Consider the following 25080-nt stretch of genomic DNA (forward strand, 5'->3'; position numbering starts at 1 on the left):
ATTGGCCCTGCTGCTGAGCCTGTTTATCTCTTTGCTGCGCAACGTCAGCCTGGCATTACTTGGCCTGCTCCTTTGGCGGAAAGGTGATGACTTCACAAAATTCCCCGAGCCCACACGGCGGGCGATTAATGTGGATGATTTTTTGGGGAAGACGCGCAGTTACGCAAGAAGCCAGCTCGGACTGTCTTATACGAGTTGGAGGATAGATGGGCACTACTGCATGATGTGGGGAACCAATATTCCTGCAGTCACTGCCTACTTCTTCAATGACAAATGCGTCAGGATGGATACCGACGACACATGGCATCTGCGCGCGAAGGATGAGGCCACTCTTTTAGCGCAATTCTCAGATCCCGACCGTTTTGTGGGAATGTCCATTGAAAAAATCAAGGCCATTGCAGGAACCCCGTCGGACTATGGCAGCTTTGACTTTGGCGACGAAGTATATGAATGGCAGCAAAAGAAAGTATGCGTTTCTGTCTGGTGTAATAGTGGAACATGCATAAGCGTAGGAATTTCCAGAAAATAGCGCATCACATATTCGATCATGTGCCCCTGCATCTTGTTTTTCCAGCGTCATGTAATTTGACATTCGCCGCAGGTTAAATGTTAAACATACCTGCAATGCAGGCTACCGAATGTGCACAAACCCGCACACATCATCGGCAGATATCCTTTCACATCCGCCATCCTCAATTCCCCGCCAGTCCCGCCTGAACACACGCCACACAAGCCACGCAATCAATACCCAATACGGTATCGATGCCATGCGAAACTTCATTGGATATCTACCGTGGTGCCTCATACAATCGGCGCATCATTAATCCGGCGCACCGCCATTCCACCCTCCCGATACGTGCTGCCGCAACAAAACCATCCCCAAAATCTTTCTCAGCAGGTGACGTAGCTTCAAAAAAACCACGACAAATTAATAAAAGGAGACAGGTCATGAAAAGAAGAGACTTCCTGGGCTATGCAGTAGTGACGCCGCTGCTGGCGGCTTGCGGTGTCGGCGGCGAGGACGGCGCGGCAACCGTTACCCCGAGCGCAAAATCGTTTGCCGCAGCCGGCAACACCACCAACGCCGTGTTCGCCAGCGGCGGCAGCCACGCGCTCTCCTGGAACAGCAGCGGCAACTGGTTCATGGACGGTTCGGCGTTCCAGTTCTTCGGCGGCGAGATCCATCCGGCGCGTGTCCCTTCGCAATACTGGGACCACCGCATCAAGATGATCAAGGCGCTGGGCTGCAACACCATCTCGATCTACCTCATGTGGAATTTCCACGAACTGTCCGACGGTTCGTTCGATTTCAGCTCGCCCGACAAGAACATGGGCCACTTCATCGACCTGTGCGCGCAGAACGGCATGTGGGTGCTGCTGCGCCCCGGCCCTTATGTCTGCGCCGAATGGGATTTCGGCGGCCTGCCGCCGCGCATGCTGGCCGATCCGCAGTTCAGGGACAGCGCCGGCAACCTCCAGATACGCGGCAACTTCGCCAGTTACATGGCGGCCGTCAACAGCTGGAACACCGCGCTCTACAACAATGTGGTGAAGGGCCGGACCCTGGCGGCCGGCGGTCCTATCATGCTGGTGGCGGTGGAGAATGAATACACCTCCTGGTCGCCCGATGACGGTACTTATCCGAACGCGATCGCGCAGCAATGGACGGCGCTCGGTTATGCGGAAAAATTCTGCGTGTGCGACGGTTACGCCAACGGCTTCAAGAACAACCATATCACCCTGCCAGCCAACACTGCCTATGGCATGACCGCGGACGGCGCATCGGCCGGCAACTATGCGACCGCCGCCGGCAATTACGGCGTAGGCGCGTTCGGCGCGGAGTGTTATCCGGGCTGGATCTGCCACTGGGGAGACGCCAGCCAGACCCTGCATGTCGGGGATTTTGTGAACCAGGTCACGGCGCTGACCACGTCGAAGTGTTCGTTTGTGCTGTACGTGGCGCATGGCGGCACCAACTTCGGGTTTACCGCCGGCTCCAACGGCGTCAGCGATTCCAGCAGCCAGGGCACCATCACCTCCTACGACTACGGCGCGCCGGTCTCGGAATCCGGCGGCGCCAATCCGAATTTCTCGCCGATCCAGGCCGCCTATGTCGCCAACGCGTCGTATAGCGTGCCGTTCGCCGCCACGCCGGCCGGCATCCCGCATATCAACGATGGCGATATCGCGGCGGTGCCGAGCAGCCAACTGACTTACTGCGGCTTGCTGCCCGGCCTCAACCTGGCTATCCAGAACCGGCTGCCGCAAACCATGGAAGCGATGGCGCTGGCGCTGAACAAGAACCAGCCGGCCAGCGCCGGCGTGTACCCCTCCGGCGTGGCGGTTTACCAAACCACGCTGCCGGCATCCGGCGGCAACTTCACCCTTACCTTTGACCGCGCTCCCGACTATGCGCTGGTGTTCGTCAACGGCGTGCGCGCTTCCAGCCAGGTGCTCAGCACGGCATCCAACGGTGCATTGTCTCCGACTACATCGCTGACGATCAGCAACGCCGCGCCGAACGCCACGCTGCAGATCGTCTGCATGCCGTTCGGACGGGTCAACTTCGGCGCCGGCGGCATGAACGCCGAGGGCAAGGGATTGTCGCTGAACGTCTACGCCAACGGTACCGCGCTGGTCAACTGGAGCATGGCGCTCGCGCCCCTGTCGGCGGCGCAGGTCGCGGCGCTCACCTTCAGCGCCGCGGCGCCTGCCGGCAGCCAGCCGTTCTTCGCCAAAGCCACGGTCAACATCGCCACGCCGCAAGACATGTATATCGACATGTCCGCCTGGGGCAGCGGCTATGTCTTCGTCAACGGCTACAACCTGGGCCGCTACTGGACCGCCGCCGGTCCGCAGAAGCGGCTGTACTGCCCCGGCGTGTGGCTGACCAGCGGCAGCAATACGATCGTGGTGTTCGAATTCATCCAGGGCAGCGCGGGCAGCCTGAGCTTCTATGGCGCGAGCGGCATGCCGCAGAATATCACCGGCCCCGCCAGCACGACAGCGGTGCCGCCGCCAGCCGCCAACACTTATTTCCTGCAGAACGTCAACAGCGGCCTGTACCTGGACGTGATGCCGGCGGTGGCGGGATCGGCCTACACCTATCCCGGCGTGCAGCCGCTAAGCGCCGCCGCGACGCAGGGCTGGACGGTGAGCACCGACAGCTTCGGCAACCTGAAGATCGTCAACGCCGGCACCGGCGCGGCGCTCGACGTCGCCAACAACAGCACGGCGGCGGGTTCCTCGGTGATCCTGTATGCGGCCAACGGCGGCGCCAACCAGAGCTGGAAAGCAGCCGGCGTCAGCACCGGCATCTACACCCTGGCCGGCAAGCAAAGCCAGCTGCTGCTGGACATCAACGGCGCATCCAAGGCGCCGACGTCGATCTCTTCCACCAGCGCATCCGCCAACATCGTCATCAACCCGGCCGACAACCCCAGCCAGCAATGGCCGTTCAGCCAGCAGTGGCGCTTCTTGCCGGCCATCGTCAACAACGGTATCTACACCATCACCAGCGCCATCAGCAGCCTGCTGCTGGGCGTCTACCAGGGCGGCACGGCGGCCGGCACCCGGCTCGGCATCGCCGCCGCCACCGGCGGCCAGGAGCAACAATGGCGGCTGACCATTTCCAGCGGCAACTGGCAGCTGACCAACATCAAGAGCGGCCTGGTGATGGACGTGACCGGCCAGAAGACCGACAACGGCACCGCGCTGGAAATCTGGCAAGGCAACGGCGGCGCCAACCAGCAGTTCGCGCTGGTGCCGCGGTCGGATGGCGTGAGCTACGGGATCAAGGGTGTGCAGAGCGGGCGCGTCATCGACGATAACAATTCTGGCACGTCGCCTACCAGCTACGGCACCACCAATGTGTCTGCGATTACGCTGTGGGATGACAATGGCGGCGGGAACCAGAGCTGGAAGTTCACCAAAGTGGGGTAGCCGTAAAACGGCCGGCGGCGATCATTGCAACGCGTAAGAAGGGCATGCGTAAAATGATCGCCGCACTTTGCGATGGCCGCCGGCATACAGTAGTAAGCTAGCGGCATCTCAATTTCCCGCACCCAGAATAATGGCCGACCTGAAAGCCCTGTCAATTTCCGGTGATTCGGATAACGCCGACACTGCCGTCCGCCGCCGTTCCCTGATCGCAGCCTGCAGCGCCCACGCGGTACACGATGGCCTGACCGATCTCATCTATGTGCTGCTGCCTATCTGGCAGGCGCAGTTTTCCATCAGTTACGCGCTGGTAGGACTGCTGCGCGGATCCTATTCCGGCATGATGGCCGGCTTCCAGCTGCTGGCCAGCCGGATGGCAAAACGCTGGGGACGGGAACGCATGCTGGTGGGAGGAACGGCGCTGGCCGGCGTCGCCTACCTGATTGCCGGCCAGGCCGGTGGTCTCACGGTACTGCTCGTCGCGCTGTTGCTCGGCGGTTTGGGTGCCAGCACCCAGCATCCGCTGGCATCTTCATTGATCACCGATACGTATGAGGTCGGCGGCGGCGTCAAAGAGGCGCTAGCGCAGTACAACTTTGCCGGCGACATCGGCAAGACGCTGATCCCCGGCATGGTGGGCCTGTTGCTGGTGGTCGTCAGCTGGCAGGCCAGCGTGACGCTGATGGGCTTGCTCGGACTGGCCGCAGCCGGCCTGCTGTGGTGGCTGATTCCGGCACGCGAAGAGCAAGCATCCAGCAAGGGCAAAGCCGCCAAGGCAATCACCGGAACCGGTTCGGCCACAGGATTGCGCGCGCTGCTGCTGACCGGCACCCTGGACAGCGCGGTGCGGATGGGTTTTCTCACCTTCCTGCCATTTTTATTAAAAAGCAAAGGAGCCGGCACGGCAGGCATCGGTCTCGCGCTGTCGCTGTTGTTTGTCGGCGGCGCGTTCGGCAAGCTGCTGTGCGGCTATCTGGGGGCGCGCATCGGCATGATGAAAACGGTATGGATAACCGAGTCCGCCACATCGCTGTCGATCTTGCTGGCAGTATGGCTGCCGCTTGCCGGAATGATGGCGATGCTGCCGCTGCTGGGGCTCGCTTTGAACGGGACGTCTTCGGTGCTGTACGGCGTGGTGCCGGAACTGGCCAGCGCAGGCAAACGCGAGCAGGCTTTTGCGCTGTTCTATACCTGCACCATAGGCGGCGGGGCACTGTCGCCCGTGTTGTTTGGGCGGCTGGGCGACGTCGCGGGAGTTTCCACTGCGTTGATTACCTTGGCGGCAATCCTGCTGTTCACATTGCCATTGTCGTGGCTGGTGCAGAAAGAGGTGAGTAGCTGATTGCCGGGTATCTGCATCAAAGCTGCGGCTTCGGCGATAAGGAGCTCCGTTCAACTCTGCCTGGAAATTCAAGCATTTTTATACGAACCGACTGCCCGTCTTAAGGACTCATGTCCACTATTTCGTCTACGACGATTAAAGCTTGACTTAAAGTTATCTTTAACTTGTATCCTGGCCAGGAACGCGACTCGGCACATTGCTCAAATCACGTCATCCAGTTGATGGAATGTCATTTATAAATGAAAGATCAAGGAGCCGATATGGAAGCAAGTTTTTGGCATGAAAAATGGAAGCGGGGCGAAATCAATTTCCATCAAAGCGAAGCAAACCCCTTGCTGACAGTGCATTTTGAAAAATTAAACCTGGCAAAGGGCAGCCGTGTGTTCCTGCCGTTGTGCGGCAAGACACACGATATTGCATGGCTGCTTGCCAGCGGTTATCGCGTTGCCGGCGCAGAGTTGAGCGGACAAGCAATTAACGAATTGTTCAAGGAGCTCGGCTTGGCGCCGACAATATCCGAAGCGGGGAAATTGACCCGCTACAGCGCTGACGATATCGACATATGGGTGGGCGATATTTTTGACGTGTCTGCGGAGTATCTTGGCCCCATAAATGCAATATACGATCGCGCCGCCTTGGTCGCGCTGCCGGCAGACATGCGAAAGCGATATGCCTCGCACCTGATGCAAATAACCGGCGCGGCGCCGCAGCTGCTGATTTCTTACGTGTACGACCAATCGAAGATCGATGGCCCGCCGTTTTCAGTGACCGAGGATGAAGTAAGGCAGCATTATGGCGCCGCTTACCAATTGATGCCGGTTGAGGTCAAGGACGTGGCGGGCGGATTGAAGGGGAAAGTTGCGTCAACCGAGACTGTCTGGCTGCTTCAAAAGATCAGCAGCTAAACTTGTTAAGCATTAATAACCCATGCACAGGACAACACTCGCACTTAGCCTGCTTCTGTCAGTTAGCGGCGTCGCATTCGGTGGGGAAAAATTCGATGAAACCAAGTGGCAAGCATGGGTGCCAGCCGGATGGAAAATACTCGCCGGCGCGACAGGGGAGTTAAATCAGGGCGGCTCGGACGATGCCGCACTCGTTCTGGAAGAGGATAACCCGAAGAAACGCACAGAAAATCCTGTCGGCAATTCCGGCGGGGGAGCGAATCTCAACGCCAGGCGCTTGCTGGTCCTGTTTCATACCGCGTCGGGATACCGGAAGGTTGTAGAAACGGACCGTTTCTTACCCAGCCAGAACCAGGAAGGCGATCAATGCACGTTTTGGAGCATCCAGGATGTTCAGGTGCGCCACAAACAGCTTCATGTTTTATTGCACCATGAGTTTGCCTGCGGCAGCGGCACAGGCGGCGATAGCAAGTTTGTTTTTCGCTATCAGGATGGGCGGTTTCGGCTTATCGGACTAGACGCCAGCTTCGCCGCACGCGACACTGACAGGACTCTTAGCGTTAACTATCTAACGGGAAAACAAATTTTCGCCAGCGGCAATTTTGCCGATGAAAAGGCGGAAAAAAAGTCGACTATCCCGGAGCAGGAAAGACGCATCTATCTGGATAAAATCAAACCGGCGGGCTGTTACGATTTGAGCGGGTATTTCTCGGAAAACAAATGTAAATGACATCAATTTTGTCCATAGGTGACGGCGCCATAGAGCAGCGCGAATTCGGCCTGCGGCAGTGTATCCTGTCGCCATGGATTCCCTGATAGCCGCCTCCGCGCGGGCTCTCGCCGCCGGCGATGCGCTCGGCGCCCTCAAGCGTGTCGCCTTGCGCGACGATCCGCCGGCGCTGGCCTTGCGCGGCATCGCCATGGCTCAGCTGGGCGAACATCCGCGCTCCCGTGAGCTGCTGCGGCGTGCCGCCCGTGGTTTCGGTGCTCATGAGGAACTGTCGCGCGCGCGCTGTGTGGTCGCCGAGGCTGAGGTAGCGCTGGCCGTGCGCGATCTCGGCAGTTCGCCGCGCGCGCTGGCGGTGGCCTTGGCCACGCTGGAGGCGCATGGCGATCACGCCAATGCGTTGCAAGCGCGTCTGATCGCGGCGCGCAGGCTGTTGCTGCTTGGCCGGCTCGACGAAGCCGAAGCGGCACTAACGCAGCTCAATGGACATAGCCTGCCGCCGTCCTTGGCGGCGGTGGCCGAACTGGCTGCGGCGGAACTGGCGCTGCGCTCGTTGCGCGTAGCCCCGGCACGAGAGTCGCTGGCTCGTGCGCACGAAGCAGCTGGTCGCGCGCGCGTGCCGGCGCTGCTGGCCGAGGTGGCGGAGGCGCTGGCCGCGCTCGAGCGTCCCGCCGCCCGGCGCCTGTTTGCCGGCGGCGAGCAGGCGCTGCGTCTTGATGAGGTAGCAGCACTGCTGGCTTCCGATGCGCTGGTGATCGATGCCTGCCGTCGCGGGCTGGGCGTCGGCGCCAGCAACGCTTGGCAACCGCTGGCGCGGCGGCCGGTGCTGTTCGCCCTGGTGCGCGCGCTGGCCGAGGCGTGGCCTGGCGATGTCGACCGGGAAACCTTGATTGCGGCAGCCTTCAACACTCGCCACCCCGACGAAACGCACCGGGCGCGCCTGCGGGTCGAGATCGGCCGCCTGCGAGCGCTCGTCACGGAACTGGCGCAGATCGAGGCCACAGCGCGCGGTTTCGTGCTCAAGCCGCTGGTCGAGCGCACCGTGGTCGTGCTGGCGCCGCCCATAGCCGGCGACCAGGCATCGCTGGCAGCGTTGTTGGCCGATGGCGCAGCCTGGTCGACCTCGGCCCTGGCGCTGGCCCTGGGCGCCAGCCAGCGCACCGTGCAGCGCGCGCTGGCCGAGCTGGAGGCCGCCGGACGGGTCCGCTCCATAGGGCGGGCCCGGACGCAGCGCTGGCTGTCGCCGCCGCTGGCGGGATTCACGACAATCTTGTTACTCCCCGCCGCGCTCCAGATGGAATAGAGTTGTCTTACGGCGCCGCTTCGAGGCGTGCTGCAAGACAACTGCAAGGAGACAGCGATGACCCGCAAAGCCAGTACACCCAGCAAAGACAAACCCCAGGCCAAGGCGCGCACGGCCGAGATCGTGCGCGAATACGGCCCCTTCGCCGGCGCCACCAGCATAGCCGGCGTGACTCACGACGGCCAGCACGTCTGGGCCGCCACCGGCGCCAGGCTGATCGCCTTCGATCCTGAGAGCGGCGAGCAGACGCGCACGCTGGATTGCCCCTGCGACGCCGGCACCGCCTTCGACGGCACTCATCTGTACCAGATCGCCGAACAGCGCATCGACAAGATCGACCCTGCCAACGGCAATGTGCTGGCCTCAATCCCGGCGCCCGGCCACGGCAACGACTCCGGGATGGCCTGGGCCGAGGGCAGCCTGTGGGTGGGCCAGCACCGCGACCGCAAGATTCACCAGATCGATCCGGCCACCGGTGCCATCCTCCGCACCATCGAATCCAACCGCTTCGTCACCGGCGTGACCTGGGTCGACGGCGAACTGTGGCACGGCACATGGGAAGGCGACGAAAGCGAAATCCGCCGCATCGACCCGGACAGCGGCGCCGTGCTCGAACGGCTGGAAATGCCGCCCGGCACCAACGTCAGCGGGCTTGAATCCGACGGCGCCGGCCTGTTTTACTGCGGCGGCGGCGGCAGCGGCAAGGTGCGCGCCGTGCGGCGTCCGAAAGGCGCCGGGTCGTAATCACCCCAAGAGCACGGCGAGCGGGCCATATCTTCGGCGCAGCCGAGGGACGCCGCACGCCGGTCTGATTCAAACACTGTCCTGATCAACCTCAATCCAAGGAGCAAAACCATGAAGCTGTACTACATTCCATCCGCCTGTTCGTTGTCGCCGCACATCGTTGCCAACGAGCTTGGCCTGCCGATCGAACTGGTGAAGGTCGACCCCAAGACCAAACGCACCGAACACGGCGACGATTATCTCGCCATCAATCCCAAGGGCTATGTGCCCGCACTGCAGCTGGACGACGGCCGCGTGCTGACGGAAGGACCGGCCGTGGTGCAATACCTGGCCGACTTGAAGCCCGAAGCGCAGCTCGCGCCCGCCAACGGCAGCATGGCGCGCTACCGCCTGCAGGAGACGCTGGGCTATATCAATTCAGAACTGCACCAGGGCTACCTGCCCTTGTTCTACCCAGAGACCAGCGATGAAATGCGCGCCGGACGCATGGCCCATCTGCGCAAGCACTATGCGCTGATCGACGCCACGCTTGGCTTCACGCCATTCCTGCAGGGCGAACAGTTCAGCATCGCCGATGCCTATCTGTATGTGGTGACGCGCTGGTCAGCGTTCGTCAACCTCGACCTGTCGCCGTTCCCCCACCTGCAGGCATTCCAGGAACGCATCGCCGCCCGCCCCGCCGTGCAAGCGGCGATGCGGCGCGAACAACCGGCAACCGCCTGACCCTTTGCTATCCGTCAAGGAGCACATCATGAACACCGCTATTTCCGAAGTAAAGAACCATCCCGTGGTCTCCAGCGAGCGCTGGCTGAGCGAGCGCAAGACGCTGCTGGCGCGCGAAAAGGAACTGATGCGCCTGCACGACCAGGTTGCCCGCGAGCGCCGCGCGCTGCCGTGGGAGCGCGTCGAGAAGGATTACGCGTTCGACACCGCCGAGGGCCGGCGCACGCTGTCCGAACTGTTCGACGGCCGCCGCCAGCTGCTGGTGCAGCACTTCATGCTTGGCCCGGGGTGGGAGCAGGGTTGTCCGAGCTGCTCGTTCATGGCCGACCACACGGATGGCATGAACGTCCACCTGGCGCAGCGCGACATCACGCTGGTGGCCATTTCGCGCGCGCCGCTGGCCGAAATCGAACCCTTCCGCCAGCGCATGGGCTGGCGGTTCCGGTGGGTGTCCTCGCATGGCAGCGATTTCAATTACGACTTCAACGTCAGCTTCACGCCGGAAGAACGGGCCAAGGGCGAGGTCAGCTACAACTATGTCATGCAGTCCTTCCCGCAGGAGGAGGCGCCCGGCATCAGCGTGTTCTACAGGGATGACGCGGGTCAAATCTTCCACACCTATTCGACCTACGGCCGCGGCGTGGAGGTGATGATGGGGGCTTATTACATGATGGACCTCACGCCCGAGGGGCGCGGCGAGCGGGATGTGCCGCACAAAATGGAGTGGGTGCGTCATCATGACCGCTATGAGCCGGGGCCGGCGGCTGGGTCTTCTTGCTGTGCGCATACCTGAAGCACTGGCTATCAGAGTGCATCATGTCGAACCTTTGGCCATGGCTGGCGGTGGCGGGGGTTGGCGCCCTGCATGGGCTCAATCCTGCCACCGGGTGGACGTTTGCCGCTGCCTGGGGCGTGCGATCGGGCGATCGGGCACAGGCGTTGCGGGCGTTGGCGCCGATTGCGATCGGGCACGCTGCATCAGTCGCGCTGGTGGCAGGTGCGGTGGTGTTTGGGCTGGCTATGGATCGTGTGATGTTGCAAGTCTTGGCGGGCGTGCTGCTTGTGGTGATCGTGGGGTATCACCTGGCGGGCCGCAAAACCAAGAAGACGCGGGCGCCGGCAGGCCATATCGGGCTGGCGCTCTGGTCCTTCATGATGTCCACCGCGCACGGCGCCGGATTGATGCTGGTGCCGGTGTTCATTCCGCTGTGCATGGCAAACACGCCGGCCCGCGAGATCACTGCTTCTGGTTCGTTGATACTGGCGCTGGCGGCAGTAGGGATTCACACTGGCGCGATGCTTGCTGTCATGGGCTTGATCGCTTGTGGGGTCTGCCGTGGGTTTGACGCTGGCGGGCGCTTACTGCAGAGCCACAGGCGGAAGCTGTCTTCGGCGACACGTTGAAGGTGACGTCTGGTGGCGCGTTGTCTTGGCGAAACCGCACTGATAGCAGACCGGCGATAAGCGACGGTTTCTTGTTGCCGCTCCAATAGATGCCAGCTTCAGTAGTTCATTGCTGGAAGCTGGCTTCCGGATAAAGCTCAGGGAAAAGAAATTGCAGCGAATCCAGCGGCAGCCCAAAACGCACTGGCCCCAGCGGAGCGTCGCTAACCAGCAGCCTGGTCGCCAGCAATCGTGACAGCAATGTCCGCGCGGTCCTCTCTCCCAAGCCAGTCAATTGCGTAAACTCGCCCCTCGTCACGGGCCCTGCAGCAAAAACATGGTAAAGCGGCAGTATGGCCTCGCTCCGAATCTGTTTGTCATGCGCAGCCCGGAACGTCAACAAAGCTTCTATGCGGCGCTTCATTTGATCCAGGTCGAGCATGCGCGTCATATAACCGACCTGGTCTTCGCATACATCCAGAAAAAACCGTACCCACTCCGCCAAGCCGGCATCAGTGAGCATGCCCCGGCCATCCAGATCTCCTCGTCGCGGCGCATCAGCATTAATCAAATGCGCATAATAATCTTTTTGAGCCCTTGCCAATCCTCTGCTGGACGACCAGAGCCCATTTGAAAGCGGCCGCAAGGCGCAATGGCTTTGCAGACGCATGGCGCGGCCATTCCCATCTAAAAATGGATGCACCCAGGCAGCACGATGATGCAGGCAGGCGATCGAAATAAGCTGAGCATCCCAGCCAGCACGCTTTGCGTACACTTCATTCATACGGGCAAAAAATGCAGGCAGGGATGCCGCGTTGGGGGGAATATGCTGCCCGACCTGAACAAATTCCTGACGCAGCTCGCCCGGCACGATGACATGCCCATCCTCGGTAGTGCGATCGGATTCTGAAAGACGAGAATACAGCGCCGCATGTGCCTCAATCAGGAAATCCGTGGTGAGAGCTGATTCTCCCTGCGCTACGCGCGACTCCAGTTGACGTTCTGCCTGGATATGCGCGAGAGCAATGCGTTGCAATTTAGCAATCTCTGGCCGTGGTGAGAAATCGTCGCGTAGCGCTTTCTCGATGTTCAAAGGGTGTGTCCCTTGCCCTTCGATGCGATTGCTGTAATACGAATTCATGGAGCGTACAAGCTCTTGCACGGTTAACAACGTGGTGGGATGTGCCGCGGAAGCGAGGCGAAACGCAGCACGAGTTATCCGGCCAGCCTGCTCGTAAAGCTCTTCTTTATGGGCGCTGGGCAAGAGAGGTTCAAACTGATGTGGAGAATCGTACATTTTTGCCGACTATTTTTCCATATATATGCCATATTCAACATGTTGATTTATAACATATTTAATGAATATATAAGCAGTATTTTTTATAAATTTTGCCGACTTATTTGCCGACTTATTTACCGACATGAACCTAATAAAGTTATTTTTCTTGCATGTCTACAATACTATGAACTGCTACTGCCATTTTAATCAGCGACGGGTAGTGAGCGCCGCGCTCCAGCCGACTGAGCAAATTCGTTTCAATCCCAATCCGCCCCGCCAGCTCCTCTTGAGATAATCGTCATCGGCATAGAGCGGCTTCGACGGTCTCGGCACAACGACACAAACAGCGATGTGGTCGCTGGCGTCCTATATTTTGCGCCAGATGCAGGGCGCTTTGTCACCGGCAGCGAACTGGTGATTGATTCTGGCTCAGCTAATCAATAGATCTGTTTTATCCTGAATGTTACGTGTTAATATTGAAATATTATTCAAAAGACAACTTCATACGTCTTAATAAATAATTCATCGCCAGCCATTGAGCGAGCCACCGAGCAATTCTCGTCATCCGCCCGAAGCAGTTTCTTGATTGAAGACACTTCATGCTAAACACCGACCCGCAACGCAGCTGTCACCACATCATCCATGCCAGCCCTCCCTTTTGGCTTACGGCCTCATATGCTTCCAGGCGAGGCGCGCCGAGTCATGCCGAAGCGCTGTGCCTCTACCTTTCCGGCAACGAGAAAGCGTTTTGCGGTTATTTTTCACGCCTGGACGCGATGATAGAAGGCGCCTATGCCTCCGCGCCGCCAGCCAGGATTTGTCACAATGTGCACGCCAACGACTTCGATTTTCGCGACGCCCACGCCATTGACGGCGCACTCCGCTTCCTCTTCCTGACCGGCTACGCCGCAGCCGATCATCGCCTGGTCATGCGCAAAGGCGCTCCGGTAAAGATCGCGCACCAGCAAACTGTCGCCGCCGATTTCAGCCGCCTGCCGTTTGAGCTGATCGTCGACGAAAAAATCTACGACACCTATCTCCAGGTGCGCGCAGACGCGGGCCTGTTCGCCGTTGCCGACACGCTGGAAGTCATCAATCGCCAATGGGACCAGCACCGCCTAGACCAAGAATTGGCACAAACCATTGCCAGCCTTCCGGAAACAGTGGCACATACGGACGACTTGCCTATCAATCAGATCGCGATCTATGACCCGGAATTCAGGCAATGGAACTTCGCTGCACGGGAAGAGGAATGAGGAGAGACAAATGATGGTGCTTGGAAAAGGAATCATACGGGCCGGCGACCAAAACGTACTTGGCGGGCAGGTGATGACAGGCTCGCCTGCAAAGAAGGTGCTTGGCAGGGCGGTGGCGCGCATTGGGGACTTGGTCGATTGTCCGCTGCATGGGATCAATCAGATTATTGAAGGATGTCCGTCGTACCGGGTGATGGGTGTGCCGGTGGCTTTGGATGGGCATGTCAGTGAATGCGGGTGTGCTTTGGTTTCCAGCTTCCAGGCAAGCCCTGGATTGAACGGCGCGGGTCTTGGCGCGGCGAGTGCTGACCGATCCTCTACATCAGGCGGACAGGCCGTGAACCCAACGCGCTACGATGAGCAGATTAAATTTCTGCTTGGCTCGGGTGCTGCACTTGACGGCATGGCGTATACATTGACACTTGATGACGGTAAAAAGATTAAGGGCATTACCGATGCGGAAGGTAAAACAGCGCGTATCGAAAGTGACGAGCGCCGCTTCATTACCAGCGCTCATTTGACGCCAAGGCGAATATTTTGCTGCGCAAAACAGGCGGACAATGCCGGCGATCTACATGAAGAGAGTATTGACGTGAAGTTAGAAGGAATCCAGACCAACGCCGACAATGTCGGTTCTTCCGTGACAGAACATGTCGTTAAAGAAAAAGTGCGACCGCTGACGACAGGTGAAATTGCCATGGCCCAACTGATGTTTCGCGACTCGATTGATTACTCAAAAGTCAAAGTACACAACGGGGCATACATACCCGGCGCTGGCGCCAATGCAATAACGCCAAATGGTGAGATGTATTTCCCAAATGACTTTTATCAATCCGATTACTCAGCGGAAAGCGATATTGACAAAATTTGGTTCATGCATGAGATGGTTCATGTTTGGCAGTATCAGCTGGGGTACTGGGTAGCGTGGGCAGGCTTCAAGATCCAACTCAAGGGCGGATATCAATCTGACGCTGGCTACGATACGGCAAGGGCATATCGATACGACGCGACCTCAAGCCACCACAGGGCAATGTCAGATTTCAATATGGAACAGCAGGGCGATTTGATTTCACACTATTTCGACGCAGTATATTTATCCAGAGCCGAAAGTGAGGCACATCAAAAACGTGTCGCAGATCTGCCATTCTTGCAAATTATTCTCGCCGATTTTCTGAGGAACCCATCAGATGCTTCTTTGCTTCCCACCACTACTCGGATTGAACGTCACGAACCTGTCTCGTCGCCTGCATATCCGACATAGCTTAACGACCTGCATGCTATTTATCGGTCTTTGCTGTTCAGGTAATTCCGACGCGACTTCAAAACCTTACGACGCCGACGCTCAAGTCATCATGAAAGATGGCGTGCCCTGTTTTTTTGCGACAATGGCAAACGTAGAAACACCGAAATACGGACAGAGCATTATGGTCAGCATCAGTCGTGGGCAGACTGTGTGGCACATCTATGAAGCACACGGCACAGAACAAATCCCATCCAGCAGCGATCGATGCGTTAAATATGGAACAGCTTGGCACACAGGCGTGACAGTCAAAGAACCCATGCCATTGCTGGATGGCGTACCGTATTTTGCCGACATCGGGTCGAATGCGCGTTACCGGGTTACGTTTTGCCTCTCTCGTACCGCTCAGGGTGAGCAGGTACCGACGAAGTGGGCTGAGGGTGGTTATAAATGTACGGATAAACCATTAAATGATGCAGACAAGCCGTCGATATGGCAACGCATGTTCGGTAAATAAAAACTCAACGTTCATCCATTGAGCTCACTTACACAAACACTGTTTGACGAAGGATTACGGTAATGCGGTTATCCAAGCGATTTTTTGTCTGCGCCGTGAATTCACTGCAAGTCCTGATGGCAGTCTTTTACTGCATATTTGCAATTTTCTTTGATAGGTACGAAATGAGAAATGTTGGCGTCGGCGTGACCTATGCAGCCTATCTCATCCTCTCCGTCGTTATCTGCCAGATTGCTAACGTAGTTTTTTGGGGAGCCGTCAGGAAGAGACCTTCTGAAGTGCGATTCTTGCGAAACATCGCTCTTGTTTCTCTCTTTGTGTCAATCGTGTTTGTTTGGCTTGGGCAGCGCTACTCATACTGGGGATCAACGCACATCGGGTACTTCACTGTTGCCGACAACAACTCATATTGAGGATTGAAAAATGCCTTTTCGCAGTTTTCTGCAACGTCAGATTGCTTGTATTTTGCTTGTCGTCGGTTCTGCTATGTCAAGCCAATCTGGTGCAATGTTTGACGGTTATGATGCGCCAGCAATCTATGAATTATTAACGACACAGGTCATTCTGAAGGACGACGTTCCTTGTTTCTTTTCGACCGCAATGACTGATGAAGATACAGGAACAAGGCAGCGATCCGTTACCGTGGAACCCGAGCAAGGTGAAATCGCTTGGCATATTTCTGAAGATCGCGGTTCGCGGCCACTGCCGGCCAGCGCAGACCAATGTGTCAAATACAGCGAGACCTGGCGAGCTGGAAAGATACTGGCAGAACCAAAGCCCCTGCAATACGGAATGCCTTATCTTGTCGACGTTGGCGCCCGATATCACTATTTCGGCATATTTTTCCTTTCGCGCGATTCCGCCGGCGTGACGTTACTTACGCAATGGCGTATGGATGAAGATATTGTGTGTACAGAAACGCCATTAAACAAACCAGGCAAGAATTCGTCTGGTACATGAAGAAGAAACGGGGAACCGACTATATTTCTGATTTTGGTTTATCGCTCGTAGTGAGGCCCCATCGCTTTAGCAATGACGGCTGCTGGATCGAAGCCACTTAGGTCAGGCCCGGAAATCGAACTGGCCTGTTGCAGTTTGTCTCGCCGATCGAGGCCGAAATTTTCAGGCTCCGCCGTAACTGCTCATAAGTTGCCCCCAACCAAACGCCGTTGCTGGCTGCAATTGTGCAGACAGCGTCAGCACAGTCCAGGGGTAGGCAGGATTCCGATGCATCACCACCCACCGTACCCGGCATCAATCACCAGCTCACTGCCGCTGACAAAGCTGCTCGCATCCGATACCAGATATAAAATCCCCGCCGCTACATCCGTGGCCGCTCCCCGGTTCGTCATCATCCGCAATTCGGCGGTGTCGGTCAGCGCCTGCGTCAGGTCGCCTTGCTTACGCTTGGCCGCCGCCAGTGCCGGCGGCCGCGCTACACCGGGATAAATGGAATTGACGCGGATATTATGCGCGGCGTAGCGGATCGCATTCATGTTCGCCATCCGCAGCGCCGCCTTCGCCGCATGATCGGCGGCCTCCTGCCGCTCACCGTCCATACCGCATAGCGACAACACATTGACGATAGAGCCGCCACCGGCCCGCTCCATCGCAGCGATCACATGCTTGCTGCACAAGATGCTGCCGTTGACGTTGGCCTGCATCGCTTTTTCCCATTGTTTTATCGATAGTCCCTGCGCAGACGCATTGTCGGCATGGACGCCGGCGCTGTTGATCAGGATATCGATGCGACCGAAATAAGCTTCGACTGCCGCTATCGTCCGCCGCACTGCATTGTTGTCGCTGACATCGAGTTGCCAGAATCGGGCACGGTCCCGCGCACCGCCAAGCATCCTGGCGACGGCATGTCCTTCCTGCGCGCGCACGTCCAGAATCGCCAGCCGAGCGTCAGCGGCGGACAGTGCGCCGGCGATGTGTAAAGCCATGCCGCGTGCTGCACCGGTAATCACCGCCACTTTGTTTTTGAGGGGGAAGTAAGCGTTGAGTGGATTCATGTCAGTTCAACCATGTCGAGGTTTCGGCCTGCGCCACCAGCGAACCGATCAGGTTGACGAAGACCATCTGCTCCAACTCGCCGGCGGCGCACACCATTTCGCCGGCTCGGATCATTAGCATTGCTGGCGCGATGCAGTTGTCGATCACCTGCGCCCGGGCCTCCACCGAGAGAGGATCGTTGCACAACAGATCCAGGCGATCGGCAATGATATCAGCGAGATCCTGGGGATCTGGTAAGGCAAATAATGGCATTTCGTATTCCTTATCGCGTGTTTGGGTCACGATGGAAGCGTTCATTGATCCGGCCGCCGTCAAGACCTTGTCTCCTTCACTCTTGTTTCATAACCAAAGTTGTATATAGCCATCAGCCGTCCAAAAGCTCCGCTACGGTGACACTCAATGCTTTAGCCAAAGCCTCTATGGCTAACAGAGACGGATTACGACGTCCTCTTTCGATGCCGCTAATGTATGTGCGATCAAAGCCACACAAATCGGCAAATCCATCCTGAGAAAGACCTCGATCTTTTCTTAGCTTTCGTATTCGTTCACCGAAGTGTATTGATAAAGGTTTCACATACGCATTGGGCCATTTTTTTGGCTAGTAGTGAACGGACTAATCGTCACATATGGGTGATCCCACATCCTGGACATCCTGAATATGTATAGAAAAATCGTTTTTTATACATGTAAATGTTGACGTATATAGAAAATGGTCTTTGCCATATACATCAACGAAATGAGGGGTCATGCGAGGCTCGCATCAGCCACTCAGATGGCACACAAGAAATTGTGTCATCCATTGGTCTTTCTTGATGCTTATTGGCAAAATGTTGCATAAATTCAATTGCCTTAAGTTAGTATGTTGGGAATTATCAAGAATGAAAAATAACCGTGGCATTCGAACTCGAAAAACTTTATAGCCATCGCAAAGATATTCACGAAAAATTCGGAAGACAGCGGCTGGGCGGAATCTCGACACCGGCGAACGCGCCTTATATCTTTCTTTTTACGAGCGAAGCTGGCGAACAGCACGGCTATCACGATGGCTACGACGAGAACGGCTTGTTCATCTATACGGATGAAGGGCAGGTTGCCCCATGCAGTTCCTTTCGTCAGGGGAAATCGTGCGATCCGCGACCATATCAAAACCAGATCTGATTTTTTCAGTTTTTCCGCATAAAACTAGTTAGGATTCATGAATGCGTTCCACGCCACGCACGATTACAAGCCCGCTCGAAGCTATTGCAATTACGATGATCTGTTTCGGTTGGTCGATTTACTCTTCAACTCAGATGGTATCCGCAGGCTTCAGCGGTGGCGCATTTACAGACGCAAATCTACAATCCCTCATGGTCATGGAGATCATCCTCGGAGGCATAGCGCTTCTGGTCCTTTACGTTCGAGGGTTCGCGATCTCCACGCTCTATCCTGCGCCATCCATAGCTGGGATTGCTGTCGGGATCGCTACTTATGTGGTGGCAGTGGGCGCCGTATGGATATCTACAGCCCCGTTCGCATCCAGCCAAGGGGCTCAGCCTATCGATAGCATGGTGGCGCATGCATCTGTTTCCTTGTCGACCGTAGTCCCATTGGCGCTGATAAATGGCGCGTACGAAGAGATTTTTTTACTTGGCTTCCTCCTTCGAGGAATGAGAGGCTATGGTCTTTCAATTGCGATGGGGGTATCGCTACTAGTACGCGTGCTTTATCACCTTTACCAAGGGCCGCTTGGAGCAATCTCGGTCTTCGCTTTTGGCCTCGTCCTCAGCCTCAATTACGTCCGAACCGGTTCGCTATTTTCCGCAGTGTTTGCACATGTTCTGGCTGATATCATTCCGTTCCTATGAACTGTCTGAGCCCAAGACGGAAAAGCATTTCACCATGCAGAAGTGATTTGTGCGAAAGCTAGAGGCTGGAGCATTGATGATAAATATTTGATCAAGTCTTAACGGGCAATAAGTATACGAACGAACCGCTAAGCGACACACATCAATCTCCTTTGCTTAAATAATATTTATTCAACGTGTTAATACTGCAATAACGCGAGTAATATAGACGTTACCAAGAGGAAACGTTTATATGGCGACACTTATTCCCGCAATAGGCTCCTGCTCCTCCAGAATGACTTCTGGCGAAAGGCGATTCGCGCTCCGGCTGGAAGAGAAGCTCGAGGCTGATTACCTTTGCTGGTATGACGTTTCCATCGGCGAGAAGACCAAACACCCTGATTTTGTTGTAGTTCATCCCAGCCGCGGATTGCTGGTGCTGGAAGTCAAAGACTGGAAGCTCGACACCATTCAAAGCATCGACAAGCAAAACGTCAGCATCATCACCTCCCAAGGCCTAAAGCATGTATTGAATCCGCTAGTGCAAGCGCGGCACTACATGTTCGCAGTCACCAATCTGTTTGAGCGCGATCCGCAATTGATTTGGCCAAGTGGGTCGTTGAAGGGAAAACCGTCCTTCCCATATGGGCACGGCGTAGTGTTGACCAATATCAGCCGCAAGCAATTCGACAGCACCGATATCGGCGAGGTGATCCCGCCTCATTTGGTCATCTGCCAGGATGAGATGCTTGAAAGTGTTGATGCCGAGTCGTTTCAGCAACGGCTTTGGGAAATGTTTCCGATCAAATTTACTCGGCATCTGTCTCTGCCGCAGATTGATCGTATTCGCTGGCACATGTTTCCAGAAATCCGTATCCCGGCGCAGCAAGATATGTTTGAAGATGTCGGACAAAAAATGACTGAAATTCCAGACTTGTTGCAAGTCATGGATCTGCAGCAAGAGCAATTGGCTCGCAGCTTAGGCGAGGGGCATCGCGTCATTCATGGCGTCGCAGGATCTGGGAAGACACTAATATTGGGCTATCGCGCAGAACACCTCGCCAAGCTATGCCAACGTCCGATCCTGGTGCTTTGCTATAACAAGACTCTGGCGACAAAACTTGGCAGCATGATTGAAGCCAAAGGGTTGCAAGACAAGGTTAACGTCGTCAATTTCCACGCCTGGTGCGCACGCCAAATAAAAGCATACAACGTCGGGATGCCGCCTCAAGATTTCAACAAGAACAATTTCTTCGAGGCTTGTGTTGAGAAGGTCATTCAATCCGTCGACAACAAGCTCATTCCGTCTGCGCAATATGACGCTGTATTGATCGATGAAGGGCACGATTTCAAGCCTGAGTGGTTCAAGTTAGTGGTCCAAATGATTCATCCAGATTCCAACTCGCTGTTGGTGCTGTACGACGACGCGCAGTCGATTTATGGAGGCAAGAAGAAGCTTCGATTCTCGTTCTCTAGTGTTGGTGTACAAGCGCAGGGGCGCACTACCATTCTTAAACTGAACTATAGAAATACCGCAGAAATTTTATCGGTCGCACGTGCATTTGCTGATGATCTTTTATCGCAAAACGATGCTGAAGACGATCAGGCGCCGACTCTTCTTCCTATGAGTACTGGCCGCAGAGGGCCTAAACCTTTGTTGGTCAAATTTCCGACATTGAAAGACGAAGCAGACTATCTTGCCGAAAGACTGCTTGAAGCCAACAAGACAGGCACCGCCTGGAATGACATTGCAATTATCTGCAGGCACTATGCAACCGGTAGCACGCTTGCAGATAGCCTGAAGCGAAAAAGTATTCCATTTGAATCGCAAATGGATAAAAAGCATTCTTACAATCCTGCGGACAACAGCGTCAAGATCGTAACTATGCATAGCAGTAAGGGGCTCGAATTTCCGATGGTCTGCATTCCCGCCCTCGGCGCCGAAGCTATCGCGGATGATGATCTTCATGACGAGGCGCGCTTAGTCTACGTTGCGATGACTCGGGCAACGCATGAATTAATCATAACTCATGGGGAACAGACTTTGTTTGTTGAAAAGATGCAGAAAGCTATGCAGACATTGCAATCTCTATAGCGGTGCTGAATTGGGATCTGTATTACCTTTTAATAAAATTAACCAAAATTTTAAAGCTAAATTTTGACCCAACGTCTAAGATTTTTACTCGATACAAACATCCTAATCCCGCTTCAGGATTCGATGCTTGTGCTCGAACCCAGTCTGGCAAATTTTGCTCGTTTGGCTGGTGTTGGTGGGCATCAATTGCTCTACCATCCAGCGTCCCAGATCGACATTGAGCGCGATAAAGATTCTGTACGGCGAGCAAGGACACTCGCCAGACTGGACCTGTACACCAAGCTTGAAGGTACGCCGCCAAGCCCACGCAATACGCCCCAGACATCGCCAAATGACTCTTGTGACAACGACATTCTGCACGCGCTCGAATGTTCTGCGGTTCATGCTCTCGTAACTGAAGACAAGGACATCCATGCCAAAGCTCGTCTAGCGGGTTTTGGTCATCGAATCTATAACATTCAAACGGCTGAAGATTGGCTACGTCGTTTGCATGAGCCTTCGGCAGTACATTTCCCCAATATTGAGGACGTACACATGTACAGTCTCACTGGGCAGCTAAATTCGGCACTTTTTGACAGCCTGCGGGCAAGTTACGACACCCCGGAACGGAGTTTTAATACTTGGTTTCACGAGAAGGCCCAAACTGGCAGAAAAACGTGGGTGGCTCGAATCGATCACGGAGAAATCGAGGCACTATGCATCTATGCGATGCAGACAGATGAGATCATCAATAACGATAGAGAATGCCTTCACGGATTGTCACTGAAACTATGCACCTTTAAAGTTGGTGAGCAAATTCGCGGAAGAAAAATTGGTGAACTTTTCCTCAAGGCGGCATTTCGCTTTGCCACGGAGAATCGCTGCGAAAACATCTTTATTCACACAAACCCTGAACAGGTCTATTTGCTGGAATTATTAAGTGACTTCGGCTTTGAGCAACGTGGAATGTATGGCGCCGATATAATGCTTGTTAAGGCTCACCCTAGCTCACCGCCAGAAGCAAAACTGCCCGCACTTGATTATGCCCGTCTTTATTTTCCGCACTATCGCAAAGACACTGCAGTTCAAAAATTCTTAGTTCCGATAAAGCCGCAGTATCATCAAATACTTTTCCCTGAGCTAGCACAACAAACTCAATTGTTCGAGAACAGTTCTGCCGCTGGGAACGCCATCAAGCAAGCCTACTTGTGCAAAGCGCCAACCAACCAAGTTCAACCTGGCGATATAGTTCTCTTTTACAGGACAGAGGACACAAAGGCGGTGACCACGGTAGGCATTGTGGAGTGTTACGAAATCCATGATAGTGCGACGAATATCATGCAGCTCGTCAGCCGCCGCACGGTATACAGTCAAAGAGATATTGAGGTAATGGCAACGACACCGACAAAAGTCATGTTGTTCCGCCTTGTGGGGCATTTCCCAACCCCAATTAGGTATACGAAATTGATACAAGAAAATATAGTATCAGGCGCAATTCAGTCAATTACAAAGATTTCCGATGACTCTTTTTCCAGATTACTCAGACTCTCCCAGCAGTAAGGCAATTCTACTTTCGGTAAAACCCAGATTCGCGGACCTTATTGTCGCGGGCACAAAGCTTGTTGAACTACGTCGTGCGGTCCCGGTACATCCTGTGAGCACAATTGCGCTTTATTCTTCCTCGCCCATACAGGCCATCATCGCTTTGGTCGATGTGCGAGAAACAATTGAGACCTGCCCATCAAAATTATGGGATTTAGCTAGAGACAATGGCGGTGGACTAACAAGGGCAGAGCTGCGGGCCTACTTCGAATTAAAAAAAACTGGATTTGCCCTTATGCTGGGCAGGGTACGAATATTCGATAGGCCGATTGACCCCAAGATTTTTTTTAAAGCATTTACGCCACCTCAATCGTTCAAATATCTGACCGAAGAAGAGCTTCAGAGGCTTGCAGATTTGTTAGATGAAGAGGAATCACAATGAGCGTAATCTTTCTCGCTGGGGTACATGGGGTTGGCAAAGGATACTTGGGAGCCCCGGTCGCGGCAACTTTAGAAATGGTCCATCACACGGCAAGTCGACTTATTCGTGAAGAAAAGGGTCATGCGACTTGGGGGGACCGAAAACTGGTGGCCGATATAGAAGATAATCAACTTGCTCTGATTCATGCAGTTGATCGGCGTCGCAAGTCTGAATCTCATATATTACTTGATGGGCATTTCGTACTTCGAAGCACAGCAGGTGATTTCGTAAAATTAGCAGCAGACGTCTTTTCTAGTCTTCGCCTGTCCGGGGTCATTCTCCTGTGTGATAGCCCCGAACTTATTGCAAATCGTCTGTTTGATAGAGACGGGTACAAAACAGCCCCTGATGAAATTGCTGAACTTGCGGCTGAAGAAGCGAAGCATGCACATGACGTTTGTAGCGCACTTGGAATCCCTCTGATCGTCATAGAGTCGCCCGATGAAGCATTGTTACGAGATGCCATTAAGCGACTACTTAATGCAGCAGCTCCAATTCACCTGCTATCTTCAATGTAAACCTCAGGGAGCGCCCCCCCGACAATACGATCCACGTTGGGTAAAATGAATATAAGTACCGCGAGGCCTCGCATCTATTCAAAGACCTTTAATTCCCGCAGAGATTCTAATACCTGATGTCTACAAATTGAAACGGAAAACTCCCCGAGCGTTCTTCCTGATATAGAAAACCACTGCTGGCCTGGCGAATTAGCACAGCATCTATGAAGGACGATGTTTCATAGGAAGTTCTGATCTGAATCACGTTTGGTTTTTTATGGGGTAAGAAAATAAATAGGCGTAAGTGGCAATCGTCTACGCGCAGTGTCTTCGAGTTTTCCGTAAAATTCGATCCAAAGATCAATCAACTTACTCATGTCAATCAGTGTGATCCGTCTAGTTTCTTGCATGCGCGCTAGCTCTTCAGCATCCCTCGTAAATCCTCCAGTAGATACAAAGAGTCCTACGTCCCCATTTCCAATGAGAGAAACGAAGGAGCGAAGCGTATCGCTTGTCACCTTTTGTGCAACACGCTTAACTTGAACTTTGATTCTAGGTGGGCGGGTACCCAAAGGGTCAGTATAGGCAAGAATATCGACGCCACCATCTTTACCAGGAGGAGATATCCATGAGACGTAGTGCCCCATTGCTTTTAACAGGTCAGCGACCAAATCCTGAAAATCGAAAGGATTCATCGTCCGCAAGTAATACTCAATTTCAGCCCACGCCTGTTCCTCGGCCTGCTCGTAGGTGAAGCTTGTTTCCTTCTCCGCATCATTTTCGACTTCGGCTTCGGTAACATTTTCAACGACATCGTCAGCCGTATTCGTAAGACCGTTTTGCTGTGCTAGTTTCCATTGCCGATAAAGTTTGACTGCTGACTTATAAAATAGCTCAGCATCGTCCAACTCTTTATATGCCTGCGTGCCGGCCGGGGTCACAAACCATGTCCCTTTGTGTTTAAGCATCCAGCCTGCTTTCACACAATCCACCGTGGCAAATCTGACGATTTTTTCGAATCGTTGACCACCGGACTCGTATGTTCCGGCTTCGTATGACGTCAACGTCACCAAATTTGAAAGCTGAGTCAGAGCATCTCGAGCAGCCATTCCGTCTGGTGCTGCCATGAGTATTTCGAAAAGCTTTCTAAGAAGCTCTCCCGTCCGTTTGCGAGTTATGTCAGGCATGATTCCCAATCTTTAGTTTGTTACCCCTGCTGGTGTTAGTGCCTCATCTCTGACGGTTAAAGCAAGATCGATAATCAACACAGGCAAAGCAGCCGCTCG

26 protein-coding genes are annotated in these 25080 nt (G+C 55.1%); 21 read left to right on the forward strand and 5 right to left on the reverse strand.

Annotated features, from left to right (window positions below; translation table 11 throughout):
• The first annotated feature begins 1 nt into the window (after position 1).
• From V8G57_RS13040 to V8G57_RS13085, 10 genes are all read left to right on the forward strand, one after another.
• On the forward strand, positions 2–529 hold the full coding sequence (locus tag V8G57_RS13040; protein ID WP_342829758.1) for a hypothetical protein: 528 nt from the start codon (positions 2–4) through the stop codon (positions 527–529).
• Positions 530–948: 419 nt separating this feature from the next.
• Positions 949–3942, forward strand: coding sequence for a beta-galactosidase (locus V8G57_RS13045; protein ID WP_342829759.1), 2994 nt, complete (start codon positions 949–951; stop codon positions 3940–3942).
• A gap of 130 nt (positions 3943–4072) precedes the next feature.
• A complete protein-coding gene (locus V8G57_RS13050) occupies positions 4073–5281 on the forward strand; it encodes an MFS transporter (RefSeq protein ID WP_342829760.1) in 1209 nt (402 codons plus the stop codon).
• Positions 5282–5520: 239 nt separating this feature from the next.
• Positions 5521–6186: a thiopurine S-methyltransferase gene (tmpT, locus tag V8G57_RS13055; protein ID WP_342829761.1), complete on the forward strand. Its 666-nt coding sequence runs from the start codon at positions 5521–5523 to the stop codon at positions 6184–6186.
• Between the two features lie 22 nt (positions 6187–6208).
• Entirely contained in the window at positions 6209–6916 is a 708-nt protein-coding gene (locus V8G57_RS13060; RefSeq protein ID WP_342829762.1) for a hypothetical protein, read from the forward strand.
• 73 nt (positions 6917–6989) lie between these two features.
• Positions 6990–8216 (forward strand): helix-turn-helix domain-containing protein, encoded by a 1227-nt coding sequence (locus V8G57_RS13065; RefSeq protein ID WP_342829763.1) that lies wholly within the window; start codon positions 6990–6992, stop codon positions 8214–8216.
• 57 nt (positions 8217–8273) lie between these two features.
• Entirely contained in the window at positions 8274–8960 is a 687-nt protein-coding gene (locus V8G57_RS13070) for a Vgb family protein (protein WP_342829764.1), read from the forward strand.
• 111 nt (positions 8961–9071) lie between these two features.
• Positions 9072–9683, forward strand: a complete 612-nt coding sequence (gene gstA / locus V8G57_RS13075) for a glutathione transferase GstA (RefSeq protein WP_092395961.1) — start codon at positions 9072–9074, stop codon at positions 9681–9683.
• 28 nt (positions 9684–9711) lie between these two features.
• Positions 9712–10476: a DUF899 domain-containing protein gene (locus V8G57_RS13080; protein WP_342829766.1), complete on the forward strand. Its 765-nt coding sequence runs from the start codon at positions 9712–9714 to the stop codon at positions 10474–10476.
• A gap of 23 nt (positions 10477–10499) precedes the next feature.
• The gene (locus tag V8G57_RS13085) at positions 10500–11087 is read left to right on the forward strand and encodes a hypothetical protein (RefSeq protein ID WP_342829767.1); all 588 of its coding nucleotides are present in this window, start codon (positions 10500–10502) and stop codon (positions 11085–11087) included.
• A 106-nt stretch (positions 11088–11193) separates the two neighbouring features.
• Here V8G57_RS13085 and V8G57_RS13090 read toward each other — a convergent pair whose 3' ends face one another.
• Entirely contained in the window at positions 11194–12363 is a 1170-nt protein-coding gene (locus tag V8G57_RS13090) for a Fic family protein (RefSeq protein WP_342829768.1), read from the reverse strand.
• Positions 12364–12944: 581 nt separating this feature from the next.
• Between V8G57_RS13090 and V8G57_RS13095 the strand changes: the two genes are divergently transcribed.
• From V8G57_RS13095 to V8G57_RS13115, 5 genes are all read left to right on the forward strand, one after another.
• The gene (locus V8G57_RS13095; RefSeq protein ID WP_342829770.1) at positions 12945–13601 is read left to right on the forward strand and encodes a hypothetical protein; all 657 of its coding nucleotides are present in this window, start codon (positions 12945–12947) and stop codon (positions 13599–13601) included.
• 10 nt (positions 13602–13611) lie between these two features.
• Entirely contained in the window at positions 13612–14862 is a 1251-nt protein-coding gene (locus V8G57_RS13100; RefSeq protein ID WP_342829771.1) for a PAAR domain-containing protein, read from the forward strand.
• Between the two features lie 13 nt (positions 14863–14875).
• Complete coding sequence (locus V8G57_RS13105; RefSeq protein WP_342829772.1) at positions 14876–15358, forward strand: hypothetical protein; 483 nt, start codon at positions 14876–14878, stop codon at positions 15356–15358.
• A 62-nt stretch (positions 15359–15420) separates the two neighbouring features.
• Positions 15421–15771 carry a hypothetical protein gene (locus V8G57_RS13110; RefSeq protein WP_342829773.1) on the forward strand — a complete coding sequence of 117 codons (351 nt, stop codon included), beginning with the start codon at positions 15421–15423 and terminating at the stop codon, positions 15769–15771.
• Between the two features lie 10 nt (positions 15772–15781).
• Complete coding sequence (locus V8G57_RS13115) at positions 15782–16318, forward strand: hypothetical protein (protein WP_342829774.1); 537 nt, start codon at positions 15782–15784, stop codon at positions 16316–16318.
• 272 nt (positions 16319–16590) lie between these two features.
• Here the strand turns inward: V8G57_RS13115 and V8G57_RS13120 are convergent, their stop codons facing one another.
• The 3 genes from V8G57_RS13120 to V8G57_RS13130 form a co-directional block, all read right to left on the reverse strand.
• Positions 16591–17373, reverse strand: a complete 783-nt coding sequence (locus tag V8G57_RS13120) for an SDR family NAD(P)-dependent oxidoreductase (protein ID WP_342829775.1) — start codon at positions 17371–17373, stop codon at positions 16591–16593.
• Position 17374: 1 nt separating this feature from the next.
• Entirely contained in the window at positions 17375–17671 is a 297-nt protein-coding gene (locus V8G57_RS13125; RefSeq protein ID WP_342829776.1) for a hypothetical protein, read from the reverse strand.
• Positions 17672–17738: 67 nt separating this feature from the next.
• Complete coding sequence (locus V8G57_RS13130; RefSeq protein WP_092395940.1) at positions 17739–17948, reverse strand: helix-turn-helix domain-containing protein; 210 nt, start codon at positions 17946–17948, stop codon at positions 17739–17741.
• A 317-nt stretch (positions 17949–18265) separates the two neighbouring features.
• Between V8G57_RS13130 and V8G57_RS13135 the strand changes: the two genes are divergently transcribed.
• The 6 genes from V8G57_RS13135 to V8G57_RS13160 all read left to right on the forward strand — a co-directional run bounded on the left by V8G57_RS13135 (position 18266) and on the right by V8G57_RS13160 (position 23815).
• Positions 18266–18532, forward strand: coding sequence for an SRA domain-containing endonuclease (locus V8G57_RS13135; RefSeq protein ID WP_342829777.1), 267 nt, complete (start codon positions 18266–18268; stop codon positions 18530–18532).
• Positions 18533–18573: 41 nt separating this feature from the next.
• Positions 18574–19221: a CPBP family intramembrane glutamic endopeptidase gene (locus V8G57_RS13140; RefSeq protein WP_342829778.1), complete on the forward strand. Its 648-nt coding sequence runs from the start codon at positions 18574–18576 to the stop codon at positions 19219–19221.
• A gap of 232 nt (positions 19222–19453) precedes the next feature.
• Positions 19454–21295 (forward strand): DEAD/DEAH box helicase, encoded by a 1842-nt coding sequence (locus V8G57_RS13145; RefSeq protein WP_342829780.1) that lies wholly within the window; start codon positions 19454–19456, stop codon positions 21293–21295.
• 123 nt (positions 21296–21418) lie between these two features.
• A complete protein-coding gene (locus V8G57_RS13150) occupies positions 21419–22834 on the forward strand; it encodes a PIN domain-containing protein (RefSeq protein ID WP_342829781.1) in 1416 nt (471 codons plus the stop codon).
• Between the two features lie 94 nt (positions 22835–22928).
• The gene (locus V8G57_RS13155; protein ID WP_342829782.1) at positions 22929–23258 is read left to right on the forward strand and encodes a hypothetical protein; all 330 of its coding nucleotides are present in this window, start codon (positions 22929–22931) and stop codon (positions 23256–23258) included.
• A complete protein-coding gene (locus tag V8G57_RS13160; RefSeq protein WP_342829783.1) occupies positions 23255–23815 on the forward strand; it encodes an ATP-binding protein in 561 nt (186 codons plus the stop codon). The genes V8G57_RS13155 and V8G57_RS13160 overlap by 4 nt, the downstream gene beginning before the upstream one ends.
• A 254-nt stretch (positions 23816–24069) precedes the next feature.
• On the opposite strand, the gene V8G57_RS13165 is transcribed toward V8G57_RS13160, so the two are convergent.
• A complete protein-coding gene (locus V8G57_RS13165; RefSeq protein ID WP_342829784.1) occupies positions 24070–24921 on the reverse strand; it encodes a restriction endonuclease in 852 nt (283 codons plus the stop codon).
• Positions 24922–25080 lie beyond the last annotated feature (159 nt).

The organism is Collimonas rhizosphaerae (assembly GCF_038896935.1).
Classification (GTDB): Bacteria; Pseudomonadota; Gammaproteobacteria; order Burkholderiales; family Burkholderiaceae_D; genus Collimonas; species Collimonas rhizosphaerae.